15 protein-coding genes and 2 pseudogenes are annotated in these 17994 nt (G+C 56.7%); 8 read left to right on the top strand and 9 right to left on the bottom strand.

Annotation, left to right across the window (positions count from 1 at the left end; translation table 11 throughout):
- Positions 1-38 precede the first annotated feature (38 nt).
- A pseudogene (locus tag ACTH3D_RS08505) lies at positions 39-302 on the bottom strand (C4-dicarboxylate ABC transporter); the annotation flags it as partial.
- A gap of 156 nt (positions 303-458) precedes the next feature.
- Positions 459-1436, bottom strand: coding sequence for a TAXI family TRAP transporter solute-binding subunit (locus ACTH3D_RS08500; protein WP_441666636.1), 978 nt, complete (start codon positions 1434-1436; stop codon positions 459-461).
- Between the two features lie 322 nt (positions 1437-1758).
- On the opposite strand from ACTH3D_RS08500, the gene ACTH3D_RS08495 reads away from it, so the two are divergent.
- Both ACTH3D_RS08495 and ACTH3D_RS08490 read left to right on the top strand, forming a co-directional pair.
- Entirely contained in the window at positions 1759-1896 is a 138-nt protein-coding gene (locus tag ACTH3D_RS08495; RefSeq protein ID WP_441666635.1) for a hypothetical protein, read from the top strand.
- Between the two features lie 169 nt (positions 1897-2065).
- Positions 2066-3802 carry an isocitrate/isopropylmalate family dehydrogenase gene (locus tag ACTH3D_RS08490; protein WP_441666634.1) on the top strand — a complete coding sequence of 579 codons (1737 nt, stop codon included), beginning with the start codon at positions 2066-2068 and terminating at the stop codon, positions 3800-3802.
- Positions 3803-3895: 93 nt separating this feature from the next.
- On the opposite strand, the pseudogene lldD reads toward ACTH3D_RS08490, so the two are convergent.
- A pseudogene (gene lldD / locus ACTH3D_RS08485) lies at positions 3896-5050 on the bottom strand (FMN-dependent L-lactate dehydrogenase LldD).
- Positions 5051-5106: 56 nt separating this feature from the next.
- Positions 5107-6297 carry an RtcB family protein gene (locus ACTH3D_RS08480; protein ID WP_441666633.1) on the bottom strand — a complete coding sequence of 397 codons (1191 nt, stop codon included), beginning with the start codon at positions 6295-6297 and terminating at the stop codon, positions 5107-5109.
- Positions 6298-6534: 237 nt separating this feature from the next.
- Between ACTH3D_RS08480 and ACTH3D_RS08475 the strand changes: the two genes are divergently transcribed.
- The 3 genes from ACTH3D_RS08475 to ACTH3D_RS08465 all read left to right on the top strand — a co-directional run bounded on the left by ACTH3D_RS08475 (position 6535) and on the right by ACTH3D_RS08465 (position 8953).
- On the top strand, positions 6535-6966 hold the full coding sequence (locus ACTH3D_RS08475; protein WP_441666632.1) for a LexA family protein: 432 nt from the start codon (positions 6535-6537) through the stop codon (positions 6964-6966).
- 2 nt (positions 6967-6968) lie between these two features.
- A complete protein-coding gene (locus ACTH3D_RS08470) occupies positions 6969-8267 on the top strand; it encodes a Y-family DNA polymerase (protein ID WP_441666631.1) in 1299 nt (432 codons plus the stop codon).
- A gap of 134 nt (positions 8268-8401) precedes the next feature.
- On the top strand, positions 8402-8953 hold the full coding sequence (locus ACTH3D_RS08465) for a cysteine hydrolase family protein (RefSeq protein WP_441666630.1): 552 nt from the start codon (positions 8402-8404) through the stop codon (positions 8951-8953).
- A 4-nt stretch (positions 8954-8957) separates the two neighbouring features.
- Here the strand turns inward: ACTH3D_RS08465 and ACTH3D_RS08460 are convergent, their stop codons facing one another.
- A complete protein-coding gene (locus ACTH3D_RS08460; protein WP_441666629.1) occupies positions 8958-9809 on the bottom strand; it encodes an MOSC domain-containing protein in 852 nt (283 codons plus the stop codon).
- Between the two features lie 177 nt (positions 9810-9986).
- On the opposite strand from ACTH3D_RS08460, the gene ACTH3D_RS08455 reads away from it, so the two are divergent.
- On the top strand, positions 9987-11741 hold the full coding sequence (locus tag ACTH3D_RS08455; RefSeq protein WP_441666628.1) for an alpha/beta hydrolase: 1755 nt from the start codon (positions 9987-9989) through the stop codon (positions 11739-11741).
- Positions 11742-11822: 81 nt separating this feature from the next.
- On the opposite strand, the gene ACTH3D_RS08450 is transcribed toward ACTH3D_RS08455, so the two are convergent.
- Together ACTH3D_RS08450 and ACTH3D_RS08445 are read right to left on the bottom strand one after the other, a co-directional pair.
- Positions 11823-12851: a methionine synthase gene (locus ACTH3D_RS08450; protein ID WP_441666627.1), complete on the bottom strand. Its 1029-nt coding sequence runs from the start codon at positions 12849-12851 to the stop codon at positions 11823-11825.
- 25 nt (positions 12852-12876) lie between these two features.
- Positions 12877-13863, bottom strand: a complete 987-nt coding sequence (locus ACTH3D_RS08445) for a DUF1852 domain-containing protein (RefSeq protein WP_441666626.1) — start codon at positions 13861-13863, stop codon at positions 12877-12879.
- A 473-nt stretch (positions 13864-14336) separates the two neighbouring features.
- Between ACTH3D_RS08445 and ACTH3D_RS08440 the strand changes: the two genes are divergently transcribed.
- Positions 14337-14672 carry a hypothetical protein gene (locus tag ACTH3D_RS08440; protein ID WP_441666625.1) on the top strand — a complete coding sequence of 112 codons (336 nt, stop codon included), beginning with the start codon at positions 14337-14339 and terminating at the stop codon, positions 14670-14672.
- Positions 14673-14708: 36 nt separating this feature from the next.
- On the opposite strand, the gene ACTH3D_RS08435 is transcribed toward ACTH3D_RS08440, so the two are convergent.
- A complete protein-coding gene (locus tag ACTH3D_RS08435; RefSeq protein WP_441666624.1) occupies positions 14709-15617 on the bottom strand; it encodes a LysR substrate-binding domain-containing protein in 909 nt (302 codons plus the stop codon).
- A 207-nt stretch (positions 15618-15824) separates the two neighbouring features.
- Here ACTH3D_RS08435 and ACTH3D_RS08430 point away from each other — a divergent pair, with 207 nt between their 5' ends.
- Positions 15825-17021, top strand: a complete 1197-nt coding sequence (locus ACTH3D_RS08430; protein ID WP_441666623.1) for an MFS transporter — start codon at positions 15825-15827, stop codon at positions 17019-17021.
- A gap of 718 nt (positions 17022-17739) precedes the next feature.
- On the opposite strand, the gene ACTH3D_RS08425 is transcribed toward ACTH3D_RS08430, so the two are convergent.
- On the bottom strand, positions 17740-17958 hold the full coding sequence (locus ACTH3D_RS08425; RefSeq protein WP_441666622.1) for a GNAT family N-acetyltransferase: 219 nt from the start codon (positions 17956-17958) through the stop codon (positions 17740-17742).
- Positions 17959-17994: the final 36 nt, after the last annotated feature.

Here is a 17994-nt window from a genome sequence, read left to right as displayed (position 1 = left end):
CCAGTGGGCCGCCTGTTCGATCAGGCCAAATCCACGTGAAGTGACGAAGAACCCATAAAAGCCAGGAACATCGCAAAAGCCAGGTGTATGGAACGCGCTTCAGTGGCGTTAAATACACCGAACTTCACCATGTAAGGCAGCGGTGAGGCGATCCACAACTGGAAAAGCGACCATAGCGCAGCGATGCTGACCAGCAGCTTGCCCGGCATACCGAGCGGTTTTCGCGCACCCGAATCGCTCGAGGCAACCATGTCCTCCAGGTCGATCTCGGTGCTAGACGGCCCTTTATTGTTTTCAGTCATCAGCATGCCCTGATTCTGTGGGAAAAATACCGGCTAAACTCCGGCTTTCCGGCCGTTTGAAAAATTTCCGGCCATTTCAATAAAATGCGCGGCTCCAGGACAGGAGCCGCGCACCAGTTATCCACCTGGCTGTTCAATCACGTCAAAAAATGACGATCACTCGATCCAGCCCTGCTCACGGTAGTAGCGCGCAGCACCGTCATGAAGTGGGGCTGACAGGCCAGAGCTGACCATGTCCTCAGGCTCCAGGTTGGCGAACGCCGGGTGAAGCTTCTTGAAACGGTCAAAATTATCGAAGATCGCTTTGACGGTGGTGTAAACCACCTCGTCATCGGCGTCAGCCGTGGTCACGAAAGTCGCTGCCACGCCGAAGGTTTCGACACCCTCATCGTTGCCCTTGTACAGGCCACCGGGAATCACGGATGCGGAGTAGTAGGGATATTCCTCAACAATGCCCTGGATGGCTTCGTCATTGAGCGGAATCAGACGCGAATCGACCGTGGTGGTTGCTTCCTGGATGGAGCCGTTGGGGTGGCCAACCACATACGCCATGGCATCAATGTTGTTGTCTGATAAGGCTGACGCCATCTCGGCAGCATCAAGCTGTGAGGCCAGAGAGAAGGTGTCCATGTCCCAGCCCTTGGCATCCATCACCACTTCCATGGTGTTGCGCTGGCCGGAGCCAGGGTTACCAATGTTGAAGCGCTTGCCAGCCAAGTCGTCCAGCGTTTCGATACCAGAGTCGGTACGCGCCAGAATAGTCAGCGGCTCGCCGTGAGCGCGGAAGACTGCCCGCAGGTTCTCAAAGGGCTCGCCTTCGAAGTTGCCGGTACCATTAAACGCCTGGTACTGCACATCAGACTGCACAACGCCCATGTCGAGCTCGCCAGACTTGATGCCATTGACGTTGGCCACCGAGCCACCGGTGGAAGGCGCGTTACAGCGGATGTTGGAATCTTCCATGCGGTTTACCAGGCGGCACACCGACTGACCAACCACATAGTAGACACCGGTCTGTCCGCCCGTGCCGATAGTAATGAAGGTTTCTTCTTCAGCCATGGCAGGTGCAGCAAACATGGCGGCGCCCAGCAGAACACCTGAAAACGTAGCGGCGGAAAATACGTGACGTTTCATTGGCATACCTCAGTTGTGCGTTAGCAATCCAACGCTTGAAGCGATTCGTATAAGACTGTCGTTTCAAGCTGAAATTTCAAGCTCAGGCTATCATCAGGAACAACGACTCTGATCTCACTATATCTGATATGCAGAGCCTGTATCATCCTACAACAAATCTTAGGATCTCTACTTTAGGAAAAGCATATTGGCTCGCCCCTGGAAACAGTCTAAACCACAAAAATCGTTTAATCTCCGTTAATTATTACTTATTCATCATTCGGCTCAGACCGGCCATCGACGCCGCCAGCCCACCCATATCCGCTCAGTGCTAGTGCTTTATGTGCTGGGCACGCTGATCGCCGCTTTGGTTGCGGTGTCTGCCAGCTTCCTGTTTCCCACCAACCTGACTCTCACGGTGCCCGAGGCCAGCGACACCTCCCGTGATCGAGCCAAAAAGGCCAACAGCGACAAAAGTTGAAGCTCAGCACAACGACACGCTAAGAGCGCGTTCAGGGACCCCATAGCCGCTGCCGGCTGGCCACCAGGAGCCTCCAGCCTGACAGCCAGCCGCTGGAGAACCGCAGGCGGCAGGAGTACCCTGTTATCATTTCGGCGGTGCGCCGCTTTACACCTCAGCAACGGGTAGCATGATGAGCAACAAAATCTCAGTAGCAGCCCCTCTGGTTATCTTGCATGGTGACGAGATGGCCCAGGTCGCTTTCGAACGCATTCTGGACACCTTCGTCACCTCCCGGCTAGCGTTGGACCTGGTAGAAATCGACCTGACCGCAGAGAATCGGCTGGTGACCAACGGCCAGGCCGTCATCGATGCCATCGAAGCACTCAACAAGCACGGTGTCGGCATCAAGAATGCTGGCATGACAGTAAACCGCAGTCAGTTGGATGAGATGCTGGCCAAGCACCCGGAGCTTGACGCCTCCAACTTGCACCCGCTGGCCACCAAGTCGCCCAACGGCGCGATCCGTAAAGGTATCGGCGGCAACATCACCCGCGAAGACATCGAATTCCGCAACCTCAAGGTCAACACACCTGAGTGGATCGGCCGAGATATTGAAGTCGACACCATGGACACGGGTGGCATCAAACACAGCAACAGCGCGCTGTCCGACGCGACAGGCATTATCAAATTGATGTTCGTAGGTGCCAGCGGCGATCCGGTGGAACTCCATCGCCGCGAGGTCAACAAGGGTGACCCCTGGCTGCTGGCCACCAACGATCTGGGCGACGTAAAGGCCTGGGCACACCGCTTCTTCCAGCGCGCACTGGATGAAAAACGTGATATCTATCTGGGCCTCAAAGACACCGTCATCGCTGGCTATGACGGAGTAATGCGCGCGGCTATCGAAGAAATCTACCAACAGAACTATCAGTCCAAGGCCGAAGCGCTGGGACTGAGCTATCACTATGAACTGATTGACGCCCAGGCCGCTCGTTTGGTCGCTAACCCGCCAGAGCGTGCCCTGTGGGGCGTGCCAGACAACAACACCGGCCGCAAGCTGTATAAGCTGGTCGAACAGCTCAAGCGCTATGGTATTCCCGAGCGCAAGGCCCAAGTCTCGATTTCACGCATGAGCGCCGGCGGCGGCGACCAATACGGCAGCTTTAACCAGCCTGCAGCAGAAGATGGCATCCTCAAGGTTATTGTTGATGGCGAAGAACGGCACGCCCGACGCGTCAAGCGCGGCGACCCGATTCTGCTGATGTCCAACGACCGGGCGGCGATCAACGACTGGGTGCTACAGGTGTTCCGCGATGCGTCACGCAAGGGCAAGGAAGTCTACTTCGGCCTCAAGCGCGAATACATGGACTACGACGACGTATTCAGCACCATCATTACTGATGTGCGCTACGAGCTGGCCAAGGCCGACACGCCACCGCCATCGTTCATGATCATGCGGCCCTCCAGCCAGCTGATCAAGATGATCACTGACCCGCCCCGCAACGCGCTGTACCCTGCACAGAACTTAGACGGCGACATCTTCTCGGACATTTCCGCAGCACTTGGCGGCAGCCTGGCCACTGCCAGCTCAATCATCGAAAGCAAGAACGGCACCATGCTGTTCGAAGCGCCCCACGGCACGGCACACGACCTGTTCCTGAAATACCTGGAAACCGATGGCAAAGAAGCGCACTTCAACTCATCTGCGCTGATTTTCGCCGTGGCCAATGCGCTGGAAACTCTGGGCGAACGCAATGACAATACGGCGCTGATGAACTACGCCAGCAAACTCAAAGCAGCGCTGATCGACACCGTGGCAGACGGCATCATCACCGGCGACCTGAAAGGCAAGACCACTACGCCAGAAACCGAGCAGGTCGTCGACATGCAAGGCTTCCTGGACGCTGTCGAAGCCCGCCTTTGAGCCTCGGTCTAAATCTGACAGTGAGCTGAAATCTGCGGCTACCCGGAACCTCCCGGGTGGCCGCATTTTTTGCTAGTGCAGCTCCCTCGATGGTTAGCCTGGCGTCTCTTGCAAATCCTGCACCAGCAGATCAGCATTGATATCGTCAACCGTATTGGCCCCAGTCAGCACCATGGCCACACGCATTTCCTTCTCGATCAGTGACAACAGATTGCGCACGCCCGCCTCACCGTCGGTCGCCAACGCATAGATATAGGCGCGGCCCAGCATCGCGCAGTCGGCCCCGAGCGCTAACACGCGCAGTACATCCAGCCCGGTACGAATACCCGAGTCGACCAGGATCCTGATATCTCCTTTTACCGCATCAGCAATCGCCGGTAGCGCACGGGCACTGGACAGCACGCCATCCAGCTGACGGCCACCATGGTTGGACACCACAATGCCATCAGCGCCGAAACTGACCGCATCGCGGGCATCCTGCGGATCGAGAATCCCCTTGATGATCATAGGGCCATCCCAGTACTCGCGGATTCACTCCAGGTCTTTCCACGAAATCGATGGATCAAAGTTATCACCCAGCCAGCCCATGTAGTCCGCCAACCCCGTCGGATTACCACGATACGCCGAGATATTACCCAGGTCATGCGGCTTGCCCATAAGCCCCACATCCCAGGCCCAGCGCGGATGAGTCATGGCCTGTAACACCCTTCGCAGCGGGGCATTCGGACCGCTCATGCCTGAGTGGGCATCACGGTAGCGAGCACCGGGCACCGGCATGTCGACGGTAAACACCAGTGTTTTCACGCCTGCCGCCCTGGCCCGCTCCAGCGCATTACGCATGAAGCCACGATCCTTAAGCACATACAGCTGAAACCACATGGGCCGCCCTATGGCCGGCGCGACCTCTTCAATCGGGCACACCGACACCGTAGACAAGGTAAAGGGAATGCCCTGAGCATCTGCCGCACGCGCCGCCTGCACTTCGCCACGCCGCGCATACATGCCGGTCAACCCTACCGGCGACAGCGCCACCGGCATGGCCAGGGTTTCATCGAACAGCGGCGTTTCCAGGCTCAGCTGCGCCATATCGTTCAGCACCCGCTGGCGCAACGCGACATCCGCCAGATCAGCAACGTTACGCCTGAGCGTATGCTCGGCATAAGCGCCGCCATCAATATAGTGGAACAGGAAAGGTGGCAGCCGACGCTTGGCTGCTGCGCGGTAATCGGTAGAGGCGGAAATGATCAAGGCTGCACTCTCGTTGTGTGGCTGACGTTGTGGCTGACGTTGTGGCTGATTTCAAATCACCCCTTGACCACAGCCAGCGGCTCCAGCTCGACCTGTACATCAACCAGGTCTGTCTGATTACGCATCACCGTATCGATATCCTTGTACGAGCCCGGCGCTTCATCCAGATCTTTGCGCCCGCGCATGGCATGCAGCACACCGCGCTGTTTGAGACTTTCCACCTCAGCCTTGAAATCCAGCGTCTTACGAGCCTTGGCTCGGCTCATGACACGCCCGGCACCGTGTGAGCACGACTCGAAAGAGTAGGCTTCCCCCTTGCCCTTGACGAGAAAGGAGCGTGTGCCCTGGGAACCCGGAATCATCCCCCACTCACCGGCCCTGGCCCGCGTTGCTCCCTTACGGTGCACGATTACCCGCTCGCCGAAATGCTCCTCTTCAGCGGCGAAATTGTGCGGCTTGTTGATGAAATGCGAGAACTCGACACTAGGCAGCACCTCAGTAAACGCCGCCTTGACCCGCTCCATCATCAACTGCCGGTTAGCTAACGCAAACTCAATGCAGTAATTCATTTCATCGCGATACAGGGCGAAGGCCTCGGACGCTTCCGGCAAGTGTGCCAGGTCCTCAGGGACGCACTCTCCCGCCGCATCGTTAAGCTGCTTTGCCACCTCATGATAATGGTTGGCTACCGTAAAACCGAGGTTACGAGAGCCCGAATGAATCATGATCCAGACATGGCCATCTGACCCTTTCTGCACCTCAATGAAATGGTTACCCCCGCCCAACGTACCGACCTGATACAGCGCTTTGTCGTATTCCTGGTCGACGATGGGTAGCTCACCCTTGCGTTCAGGCATCCAAGCCTCATCCTGAGGCGTCTTATGGCGTGCGAAGCCCACCGGCACCGTCTCGCGGATAATAGCCAGAATGGCCTTGAGGTCATCTGTATCGATCTCTTCAAGACTGGTGCGCAACGAGCACATGCCACAACCGATATCCACGCCAACCGCATTGGGCACCAGCGCTCCCCGGGTAGCCAGCACACCCCCGATGGGCATGCCGTAGCCCTGATGGCTATCGGGCATGATGGCAATGTGGCGAAACGCATAGGGCAAACTGGCCAGATCCCGGGCCTGGTCCAGCGCGCCCTCATCCAGCTGATCGGCTTCAAGCCACAGCTTTATCGGCAGCGCCTCAGTTTCAATGACTGCCTTGCCGAAGAAATCAGTCGTTTTTTCATGCTCCATCTATAAACCTCCTCGAAAGCACAGGCGATACCATCGCAGCCTCGCTGCCTAGACTCACTCTACACATACATAATAGATAGGTGGAGGAACACTGGCGGCTTTTGAGCACTACAGGGCCAGCCATGGGCTGGAGAAAATGACACGCTGAAATAAATCCCTGTCACTGATAACAACACCTGCGAGTAGCGCCCTCTCGCACTAAGCTGTATAAATAAACAGCAAACACAGGAGAGCGCCATGTACCCCATACCCGCACACCCGGCACCGCCCGCACTGCCGCTACCTCATCCGCTGGCGCTGACCCGCGCCGGCATTTCCGGCTTTCCTAGCCCTGCCCAAGACTACGACGGCCGCACTCTGGATCTCAACGAGCGGCTAGTGAAGCGCCCCTCCGCCACCTTCTTCATGAGTGTCACTGGTGACAGCATGGGGCCGCTGGGCATCGAAGACGGCGATCTGCTGCTGGTCGATCGCTCCATCACGCCGCGCCCCGGGCATATCCTGGTTGCCATGGTTGACGGTGAAATCACCGTGAAGCGTTACCAGATGATCAACAAGCGACCCTATCTGTGTTCAGGCAATCCAGCCTACGCGCCAATCTCCCTTACTGACCTCGACTGCCAGGTGTGGGGCGTGGTGCGCTCAGTAATCCATGAATATCCGGTATAGCCATGTTCGCCTTGATCGATTGCAACAATTTCTACGTCAGCTGCGAGCGCGTATTCCAGCCTCAGCTGGAAAACCGTGCTGTGGGCGTACTGTCCAACAACGATGGCTGCGTAATTGCCCGCTCCAATGAACTCAAAGCCCTGGGCATCGAGATGGGGACGCCCGCTTTCCTGCTGCGCAACCACCTGGAGCGTGGCCAAATCCAGCTGTTATCGTCAAACTACGAGCTGTACGGCGACATGTCGGCGCGCGTGCAACAAGTACTCGAAGAGCTGTCGGGCGAGGTGGAACCCTACTCCATCGACGAGATGTTTGTGCGCCTCAATGGTCTGACTGACAGCCAGCTGCAAGCGCATGGCCATGAGCTATACCAGCGAGTACGTCAATTCACCGGCATTCCCGTGGGCGTGGGCATCGCCCCAACGCGCACCTTGGCCAAGCTGGCTAACCACGCTGCCAAAACGCTTCCCGAGTACGCCGGCGTTTGCGTGCTGCACAACAACAGCATGGCGATGCGCGAGCTGCTGCAGCGCACTGCGCTAGGCGACGTTTGGGGTGTGGGCCCACGCCTGGCCAAACGGCTAGCAGCACTGGGATTGACCACGGCCTGGCAGCTGGCCTGCACCAGACCCAGGCAGATCCGCCAGCATTTCCCGGTCACGGTAGAGCGCACCGCACTTGAGTTGTGTGGCATTCCCTGCCTGGACATGAACGCCCCCAATATAGCGCGCCAACGCATCATGACCTCGCGCTCCTTTGGCCGCCCCAGCGCCGAGTACAGCGAGATTCATCAGGCTATCCGCCAGCATGCCCAGCGCAGCGCTGAAAAACTGCGCGCCCAGCACAGCCTGACGCACGCCGTTCAGATATTTCTCAAAACCAGCCGCCACCGCGCCGACCTGCCGCAGTACTCGCCAAGCCTAATCGTCGAACTGGCACAGCCCAGCGACGACAGCCGCGATATTCTGCAGGCCGCCAGCCTAGCCCTGGAGGCAGTCTACCGCCCGCGTTTCCAGTTCATGAAAGCCGGTGTCGTGCTGCTCGACCTGATTGACGCCGATCGCCAACAGCTTTCCCTGCTCGACACCTGCCCGGATCAAGCCCCACACCAGAAACAGCACGAGCGCCAGCGCCGTCAGCGGCTGATGGCCACACTGGACGCGCTCAACGCCAAGATGGGCCGCGACACCATCACCTTCGGTAGACCCAGCCCAGGCGCTGCCTGGCAACTGCGTTGCGCTCACCGTACACCACGCTGGACCACCCGGTGGGCCGAACTGCCACGCCTTCGAGCACGCTGATGGTGCACTGGCTGTGGCGCTGACCAGGCACAGCTACTACTTTCTGCCGACACGGGGTTCCGCTATGGTGGAAGGCAAGTTGGTATATTGGACAAACACTTACCGATAGCGGCATTGATCAGAGGTTTACACAGATGAGCAAGAAAGCCCTGCTGAATATTGACTACACCCACGACTTCGTTGCCACGGACGGCAAATTGACCTGCGGCATACCCGGGCAAGTGCTGGAAGACAGCATCGTTGACATCACTGAGTCCTTTATTCAGGCCGGCGACGACGTTTTCTTCGCAATAGACGCCCATGAAGAAAATGACCCGTATCATCCAGAGTCAAAGCTGTTTCCGCCGCATAACATCATGGGCACCCCCGGCCGCGCTCTGTACGGTAAGCTGGCCGAGGTGTATGAAAAAAACTGTCACCTGCCCCAGGTGCACTACTTCGACAAGACACGCTACAGCGCCTTCACCGGCACCAATCTGGAGCTCAAACTACGCGAGCGCAGTATTTCCGAGCTACACCTGATTGGTGTGTGCACCGACATCTGCATCCTGCATACCGCTATTGATGCCTATAACAAGGGCTTTGATATTGTCGTGCACAGAAAAGGGGTGGCCAGCTTCAACCAGGCAGGCCATGACGTGGCGCTTGAGCACGTCGAAGCCGTATTGGGTGGCAAGGTGGTGTAGCCGCTTATCTCGCCGCTAAGCACTGGCCAACGTGTAGCGTGGTACCCGCGCCGCTCAGCACAATGGCATTCTGGCCAAAGAACGCACCCCGCCAGCCGGGCTGAGTGTTCATCAGCACCAGCGAACGCAGCGGCTCCTTGGGCACCGGCGCCTCGCCGGTGCGTTGATCCTGGGTAATAATCTTGCAGCGCTGACACGGCTTGCGAAGGCCCAGGCGTACGCCAGTTTCCGCCGCCAGTTCAGCCCACTCCACCTCGGCAAAGGCCTGCGTGCCTTCTACCACAATATTCGGACGAAAGCGGCTCATCGGCACAGCCTTCACGTCCTGCTGCACCAGCTGTTCATTCAACGCGTCCAGCGACGCCGTATTGACCACCAGCAGCGGATAGCCATCGGCAAAGCGCGTATGCGCCTGCTCATCCGAGCCAAGAAAATCCGCCTCCACTGCTCGGCGATACTCCGGCGCAAAACGCACCAGCCGTAACCGGCTGCCTTTGAGGTCACCCAGCACCGCCGTCAGCCAGGCACTGGCCTCATCGCCTTCATCCAGTGCCTCGCAGCTGTCTTGCCAGACATACACCGTGCGACGCGGGCGCCCGCCCAGCTCATCAGGCTCGCCTAGCGGCACGCAAAGCGGCTCGCGTGACGGATGCTCAAGACGCAGCGTTTCGGCGTTAAGAGACACACTGATCGTCGCCATGGCCGGCATTTCACGCTGGGTCACAAAGCGCCCCACGCTATCTACCAGCATCCACTCCCGATCATGGGCCAGCCCCGTCTCGGCAAGCTTCGCTTCTTCAAGGGTGATGCCACGCAGCGACTTCACCGGGTAAATACTCAGCTGGGTAATATGCACCCTGATCTCCCGCGATGTGGTTTAGAGTAGTTTATTCAGCGAAAGGGGCGGCGGCCAGCCACTTGATACCGAGCCAGATGCACATGCGATAAGGCACCAGACCATTCGCGCCCTGGTTAATAACCACCTCTGTCGCTATTATCTGATAATTATCATGTATCTAGGAGCCGCGGCATTATGCGCGATTCAGCAAAAACCGACGACCTGACATCCCCAGCGGATAACCCCACTGTCTCGGGTACCCGGAGATTCCTGTCTCCCCTTAGTCGGGTGGGGCTGCTCCTGGCCATCCTGTGCTTCGCTGCGGCGCTCACACCATCCATGATCCCACGCCCACCGCTTATGCAGGGGCTCATGGCGGGTATTGCCGCAACCATGGGGTATGCTCTGGGTGCCGCACTACAAACCGTTTGGCATTATCTGGAGTTCCGCCCTCTGCGAGGACGCGCTTTACGTCTAACGACGATAGTTCTGGGTGTCGTTTGCGTGGCTTTTGCCATATTCTGCCTGTGGCATGCGGTTGGCTGGCAAAACTCTATTCGCTCGCGTATGTCCATGGCGCCGCTCGACAGCGCAAAATTATGGCTAGTCTGCCTTGCCGCTCTTGCCTGTTTTTTCATTCTGATCGCCATCGGCCGATGCGTGATCCAGCTGGCCCGCTTCCTGATCCGCCGTGTTGAGCGCCGCCTGCCCCGCCGGGCAGCCACCTTGTTCGGCTCCATCATTGCCTTGACCCTGGTTTGGGTACTGGCAAACGGCGTTCTGGCCCAAGGGCTTTTCCCCCTGCTAGACGCGTCATTTCGTCAATACGACGCCTTGCTGGAACCCGAGTACTCCAAGCCCACTCGTGCAGATCGCAGCGGTAGCGAAGACTCTCTACTGAGCTGGCAATCGCTGGGTCGCACAGGCCGCCAGTTCATTTCGTCAGGGCCAGGGGCACAAGATATTCAAGCGCTTTCTGGCAGACCCGCCATGGAGCCCATTCGCACCTATGTCGGGCTGCAAAGCTCCGATAGCGTCACAGAGCGCGCCCAATTAGCACTGGCTGAGCTGAAGCGTGCTGGCGGGTTCGATCGATCCATGCTGGTTATCATCACCCCCACGGGAACAGGGTGGGTTGATCCGGCGGCAATCAATGCCATCGAGTACTTGCAAAACGGCGATATTGCCAGTGTGGCAATGCAGTATTCCTACCTCTCCAGCCCACTGTCGTTAACCGTGCACCCCGAATATGGCATGGACTCCTCTCGGGCGCTGTTCAGCGAGATTTATAACTACTGGTCAAGCCTGCCACGTGATGAAAGGCCACGCCTGTATCTACATGGCCTCAGCCTTGGCGCCATGAACTCTGCCCGCTCATTCGAGCTGTTCGAGCTACTTGGCGACCCCATCGATGGCGCCCTGTGGAGCGGCCCGCCCTTTGCTAGCCTAACCTGGCAAAGAGTCACGCAGGAGCGTGCTCCTGGCACACCCGAATGGTTACCTGAGTTTCGGGATAACCGCCTGTTTCGCTTCATGAACCAAAATGGCTCGCCTGTTCCCGCAGATGCGCCATGGGGTCGGGTGCGTTTTGTCTATCTGCAATACGCCAGTGACGCCATCACCTTTTTCAACCCCCACACCTTCTATCGCAGCCCCGACTGGTTGAAGAACCCTCGCGGGCCTGACGTCTCGCCAGCGTTGCGCTGGTATCCGGTCGTTTCTTTTGTGCAGCTCGCCTTTGACATGTTTCTCTCCACGGAGACGCCTCTTGGCTATGGACATGTCTATGCGCCAGAGCACTACATTAATGGCTGGGTCTCGGTAGCCGGTGCGCCTGACTGGACACCCGAAGCGCTTACGCAGCTGAAAACGTACCTGGGCGAACAGGCACGCCAAGAAATAGCAGAGAAGGAAAGTGTCAGTAACCCCTATGAAACTCGCGGGGGTTAGCCTCCGGAGTCTGCCAACATAGTCGGCAGACTCCGCGGCTGAGATGAAGGTATTTCACTCAGTTTCTGCCGCCAAGCAGGCTTAACTGGTGAGCTCCTCAACCACAATGGCCGCCCCTGCACTCAGAGCGTTCATCTTGTCTCGGGCAACTTGGCGAGACAATGGCGCCATACCGCAGTTGGTGCAAGGATAAAGATTTTCAGCGTCCACAAACTGAAGCGCCTTGCGCAGGGTGTTGGCTACCTCTTCCGGCGTCTCAATGGTATTGGTGGCCACGTCAATCGCCCCAACCATGACTTTCTTGCCCCGAATAAGCTCGATAAGCTCCATGGGAACGCGAGAATTTTGGCACTCCAAGGAGACGATATCGATATTAGACTTCTGGAGCCTGGGGAACACCTCCTCGTATTGGCGCCACTCGGTGCCCAGGGAGCTCTTCCAGTCGGTGTTGGCCTTGATCCCGTAGCCGTAGCAAATGTGCACGGCAGTCTGGCACTTCAGCCCCTCGATGGCTTTCTCCAGTGTGGCAATACCCCAGTCGTTCACCTCATCAAAGAACACATTAAATGCCGGCTCATCGAACTGAATGATATCTACGCCGGCTGCCTCCAGTTCGCGCGCCTCCTGATTCAGGGCTTTGGCAAACTCCCACGCCAGCTTTTCGCGACTCTTGTAATGGCCGTCGTAAAGGGTATCGATCATGGTCATGGGGCCGGGTAGCGCCCACTTGATAGGCTGCGTGGTCAGCTGACGTAGAAACCTGGCGTCATCAACAAAGACAGACTTCTGGCGAGACACCTCACCCACCACCGAAGGGACGCTGGCATCATAGCGGTCGCGAATCCTGACCGTTTCACGCTTATTGAAGTCAACGCCATTGAGGTTTTCAATGAATGTCGTGACAAAGTGCTGGCGCGACTGCTCGCCATCACTGACGATATCAATACCCGCCTGTTGCTGCTCATGCAGTGCCAAACGCAATGCGTCTTGCTTGCCCTCCGCTAACTCCTCATCCTGCAACTTCCAGGGTGACCACAACACCTCCGGCTGTGCAAGCCAGGACGGCTTGGGAAGACTGCCAGCAGTCGAGGTAGGTAACAGCTTAGCCATGATGGAAAATCTCGTAATGGGTGGATCAAAGAGCGTAGTTAGCAGACCATTGCTCAAGAATATTCCGGTAGGGTTTGATGAAGTTCTCTTCAACAAATTTCCCTTGCTCGGTCGCCAATTGACTGCGCTCCTCTCTGTCATAGACGATGCGAGTCAGTGAGTAGTCCTGCTGCTTCAAGCACGGCTGATAGGACTTCCCCGCCGCAGAATTGGCATTGTAAATTTCCGGGCGATAGATCTTCTGGAACGTGTCCATCGTACTTATCGTGCTGATAAGCTCAAGATTGGTGTAATCGCCAAGTAAGTCACCTTTAAAATAGAATGCTAAAGGCGCGACACTACCCGGCGGCATGAAGTAGCGAACCTTCATTCCCATCTTGCTGAAGTAATCATCCGTCAAGGAGTGCTCGTCCTGAAGGTATTCAACGCCCAGCACCGGGTGGCTGTTTTCTGTCCGGTGGTACGTCTTAGTGCTGGACACACTGATGCAAATAACAGGAGGCTTTTTGAAATTCTTTTTGTACACATCAGAATTTACAAAGGCTTTGAAAAGCTGGCCATGTAGCACACCAAAATCACTCGGAATACTGAATTCCTTTTGATCCCTGTTGTGCTCCTTTAACACCACACTGAAGTCGTAATCTCGCACATACGAAGAAAAATTATTCCCCGTGATCCCCTCAATGCGTTGGTTGTCTTTTTTATCGACAACACTGGTTTTCAGCACCTCAATGATGGGAAGAGCGCTCTCTTCAGCAGAAGCCGAATCAACTGCCATCTCAACAGAAATAATATCAAGCTCGACCGCATAACGATCCCCATTCGGGTTATCCCAATCCGCCAAGGCATTGAACCGGTTGTCAATCATACGCAGGGTGTTGCGTAAGTTTTCTTCACGCATCTCCCCTCTGGCCAGGTTGGCAAAATTGGTCGTGATACGGGTAGTGTCCGATGGCTGATAATCCTCATCGAAACGAATACTCTTAACACTAAATGTAAAATTTTTGTTCATACGGAATTGCCACCTTGTTTCCAGAGACATGAACCTAAGGCATTTTTGAGTAGCCTTTCGTGATGACTCCCCGGATCGACATCGGCGACCCAATCAGTCGTTATTCATTCAGCTTCGTCAGATTTAATATCAAAAGAAACCCGTGCTGCACCTACTGCCCCGCAGGTAAGCCACTGACGAAGTAATGAGAGGGATTATCGAAGCCCCAGGATCATGAAGCAAGCTGATGATTTTCATAGCCAGCATTAATATTATTCATGCTGCAGCAAGCCACTGGCCAAACGGCCTCAGGTGGGCATTAGGCGCCATCATCCCCTCTGACACAGCGGATCTCCGCGATGCATAGTGAAGCTGACGACATCGAGGCACTCCGGCGGGCGTCTATTGGTGGCTGCCGCCATGCTGGCCTGTACGCTGCCAACTTCGCCAGCACAATACCGGACACGCCTCGCACCAACGCTGGGAAACTGCTAATGCCATCAGTTATTCTGGTGGCGGCCATTCCTTACATGTGGCGCCTGAAAGAGCCAGCACAACCCCAGGTGGAAAACCCCGCCGCGGGCCAATTCCTGTTTGCCAGCGGACTGTTTCTCACCAGCGAGGTCGCCATCTTCTACCGCAAGCTGGAGCACCATAAACTAGTGGCGTTTTGCCATGCGTCGGGCTTTAGCGCCATGTTTATTCACGCACTACAAAGCGAGATAAACGACCGCGCCACGCTCGGCCACCCCACTGACATCGGCTTGGATGACGAACAGGCCAAGTGGCAACTCAACGAAGTAATCAAGCCTTCGATCAGGTTTTTTTGAACTGTTAACCAAACCGTCCATGTCACCGCCTGAGCATCACTCCATCTGCTTGCGGATGGCGGGCAGGCGCTTCTCGACCAGAGTGACGAAGGCCTCGACCACCGGCCGGCCCGGTGTTGTCGGATAGTGCAGTTCCAGCGGCACCGCCCCGAGTGCCGGGCGCAATGGGATAAACCGGCAGCCATCACGTTGCAGCCGGCGAATACAGCTGGGCACGATGGCGATCCCGAGCCCAGCCGCAACCTCGCTGAGCAAGGTCTGCATCAATGCCGGTTGGCGCTGGATGCGCGGAGAGAAGTCGGCATCGCCACAGGCGCTGATGATCTGGTCAAACAGCCCCGTTGCCTGCCCGCGCTGAAACAGCACGAAGTCTTCCTGCTCCAGCTCGCTAAGAGCGAGCCGCTTGCGATGCGCCAGACGATGACCTTCCGGCACGACCGCCATGAGCACATCCTCGTAAACCGGCAGGGCAGTCAGAGTGTCGCGCTGCTCGATTGGGAGCGGGCGCGACAGTCCGATGTCGATCTCGTCACGCCCGAAGGCATCCAACTGCTGCTGGGCGGTCATCTCATGCAATGACAGGCTCACCTCGGGGTGATTGGCGGCGAAGTCACGCATCAATCCGGGCACGAAGCTTGCGCAGGCCGAACTCATGTAGCCGATGCGCAACGTACCGGTCTGGCCGCTGGCGGCCATCGCCACGCGTTTGCGTGCATGCGCCTCCAGCGCCAGCAGACGCTGCGCTTCTTCCAGCAATGCCTCGCCCGGCGCCGTGACACGCACCTCCCGCGTATTGCGCCACAGCAGACTCACGCCCAGCTCATCTTCGAGGTCGGCAATCTGGCGGCTGATGGCGGGCTGGACAGTATGCAGCTCACGCGCAGCGGCCGAGAAGTTTTTGTGCGTCGCCACCGAGACGAAAATTTTCAGCGTGCGGAGTTCCATGTCAGACCTCATCATCGATTAATACATAAACAGTATAGGTCATATCATATATTGATATTTCTATTATAAGTCTGAACTCACTAGCCTAGCGGCCTACTAAACCTCCCCTGTTACCTTCTACTGTCTTTCCCACTTCCTTGCCTGCACCTCATCAGCAGGAAGGCACGACATCGACCGACATGGGGCCTGATTTCGAGTGGAGCCTATATGACGACATCAACGGCAAAAGTGGCTGCGCAGGATATGCGCGAGCCCTCGCAAACACTCTCTGCCGTTGGCCGTTTCACGCTGCTGGCCATTGCTACTTTGACCATCATGGTGGGAACTGTGGTGGCACCGGGGCTACTGAACATCGCCTCAGCCCTGCAGGTTGAGAACCATGCCAGTTGGCTGATCACCTTTCCCTCACTAGGCGCCGTGCTCTTCGCACCAATTGCCGGGCGCATGATCGATCGCATCGGGGCTTATCCCTCGCTGGTTGGTGGCCTGCTGCTGTATGGCCTGGTGGGCGCGGGCGGGGCGCTGCTGGAGGGCACCGTGGCAGTGTTCGCCAATCGCATCCTGTTAGGGGGCGCGACCGCGCTGGTGATGGCGAGCGGCACCACGCTGATCTCCGAGTGGTATCACGGTCATGCGCGTCTGGCGATGATCGCTCAACAAGGCATGTCCATCGAGCTTGGTGGGGTGATATTCCTGTTCGTCAGTGGCGTGTTGGCGGGGATTGCCTGGCAGCTGTCTTTCCTGCTGTACCTGCTGGCCTGGGGGCTGCTGGCCATGCTGTGGATGATGGTGCCGAGACGGTCACCACCCGCCCCTGAGGGCGAGTCCGGACAGGACAGTGGTGGCGCGCGGTCCGCTTCGCTCACTAGTGTCTACCTGGCAGCGGTAATCTCATTGACACTGTTCTTCACCGCCATCGTCATGCTACCGATGCGCTTGAACCTCCTCGGGCTGGGTGAGACGGCCACCGGTATCTTCCTGGCAGCCATCTCACTGGTCGCAGTGGTGGCGGCGATGCTGATGCCGAAGGTATCGCGTGCGCTGGGCGCGATGCCAACCCTGGTGCTGGCTTTCCTGCTCTATGCTGCCAGCCTGTTCATCTTCCAGCAGGCCGAGAGCATGACACTGATGAGTGTCGGGGCAGCGCTGTCCGGCATGGGCTTCGGCTTCTCGGTCCCCTTGCTCAACCATATAACGGTGGAGCGAAGTCATCCCTCGGTGCGCGGCCGCAACCTCTCCTACCTGACGATGGCAATCTTCCTGGGCCAATTCCTGACGTCTTTTCTGGAACTCCTGCCCGGCGATATCAGTCAGGTTTTCGGCGCCTCAGCCGTGTTGGGGCTGATCTTCGCAGTGGTCTACCTCGGCGCCTATCTACTCAAACGTGGCAGTCGCAGCGCCTGAATGGAGGCGAAGCCGCAATGTAGTAGATCTCGCCGTGAATGGCCTTGTTATGCATTTACCATTGGACCAACACGTCTTGAGTTTTCAGTGTCTCCGAGTCAAATCCAATTGCCCAAAATACGTTGATATCGCTTTTTCTGTATTTTTCTTTACAAAACGTTAACTTGGATTCATTTCTCGGCAGGCAATCTATAGACTCGTTGCTTTCTAACGCACCCATTCCATTCTCTATATCCCGACACATATCCAGATACACATCTTCATGTGATATTCCCAATGTCATTCGACTCTTTAGCCGGCGCCGATATTTATTTAAATTCCCGGCAGCTCCTTCCGTCATGTAAATTAATTAGTCGCTCAACCAGCTCAGTTTCTCGATCAGTGATTACGAAATCCGCCCTCCTTTACTTCGCAACCCCTATTTAAGAGATGACAATAGCTTGCTTGATTTGTATTTTTAACCAACTACCTGAGTCATCTAAAACCTCCCCCTTAACAGAGCTACTAAAATCGGTAGCACCTAGTGAAATTACAACTTTTTACCTTGAACCTCTTTGAGCATGGTTAATTCCATTTGCATAGTAGATGATTATCAATGAGATTTAACATTCTGCAGGACGCCCGTATAAACGGCTCCCGGCTAGGGCACCCGGTGGAGGCCCACCAGGCCGGAACGAATTTAATGCACTGGTTAGGCTTTTATACCCCACTGCTCTCGTCAATGTTGAAACGCAACATGCAGCGCACCACGAGCAGCCTCTGATGCCAAGCCTTTCCCCCAATTAGCTGACGACAACCGCCAGCCAATCTCGACACACGAAGAAAAAGGCAGCGTCGCAGTGGGTACGTGTAGTCCACAAAAACCAATAAACGGCTCGGCATCCTTGACCTCGACTGCCCAGAACCCCCAACCGCGCTGCTTTAAGTGGCTATTCAAAATTTATCGTGCGCTCAGACCCGTAGCCGTCGAGTA

It is taken from the genome of Halomonas sp. (assembly GCF_052095765.1).
Classification (GTDB): Bacteria; Pseudomonadota; Gammaproteobacteria; order Pseudomonadales; family Halomonadaceae; genus Halomonas.
Note: the sequence above shows the minus strand (reverse complement) of the source record. Positions and strands in the feature narration are given on the sequence as shown.

Coding starts and splice junctions, on each gene's coding strand:
- ACTH3D_RS08500 (WP_441666636.1), bottom strand. CDS start 1,436: ATGAAACGTCACGTATTTTCCGCCGCTACGTTTTCAGGTGTTCTGCTG.
- ACTH3D_RS08490 (WP_441666634.1), top strand. CDS start 2,066: ATGATGAGCAACAAAATCTCAGTAGCAGCCCCTCTGGTTATCTTGCAT.
- ACTH3D_RS08480 (WP_441666633.1), bottom strand. CDS start 6,297: ATGGAGCATGAAAAAACGACTGATTTCTTCGGCAAGGCAGTCATTGAA.
- ACTH3D_RS08475 (WP_441666632.1), top strand. CDS start 6,535: ATGTACCCCATACCCGCACACCCGGCACCGCCCGCACTGCCGCTACCT.
- ACTH3D_RS08470 (WP_441666631.1), top strand. CDS start 6,969: ATGTTCGCCTTGATCGATTGCAACAATTTCTACGTCAGCTGCGAGCGC.
- ACTH3D_RS08465 (WP_441666630.1), top strand. CDS start 8,402: ATGAGCAAGAAAGCCCTGCTGAATATTGACTACACCCACGACTTCGTT.
- ACTH3D_RS08455 (WP_441666628.1), top strand. CDS start 9,987: ATGCGCGATTCAGCAAAAACCGACGACCTGACATCCCCAGCGGATAAC.
- ACTH3D_RS08450 (WP_441666627.1), bottom strand. CDS start 12,851: ATGGCTAAGCTGTTACCTACCTCGACTGCTGGCAGTCTTCCCAAGCCG.
- ACTH3D_RS08445 (WP_441666626.1), bottom strand. CDS start 13,863: ATGAACAAAAATTTTACATTTAGTGTTAAGAGTATTCGTTTCGATGAG.
- ACTH3D_RS08440 (WP_441666625.1), top strand. CDS start 14,337: ATGCCATCAGTTATTCTGGTGGCGGCCATTCCTTACATGTGGCGCCTG.
- ACTH3D_RS08435 (WP_441666624.1), bottom strand. CDS start 15,617: ATGGAACTCCGCACGCTGAAAATTTTCGTCTCGGTGGCGACGCACAAA.
- ACTH3D_RS08430 (WP_441666623.1), top strand. CDS start 15,825: ATGACGACATCAACGGCAAAAGTGGCTGCGCAGGATATGCGCGAGCCC.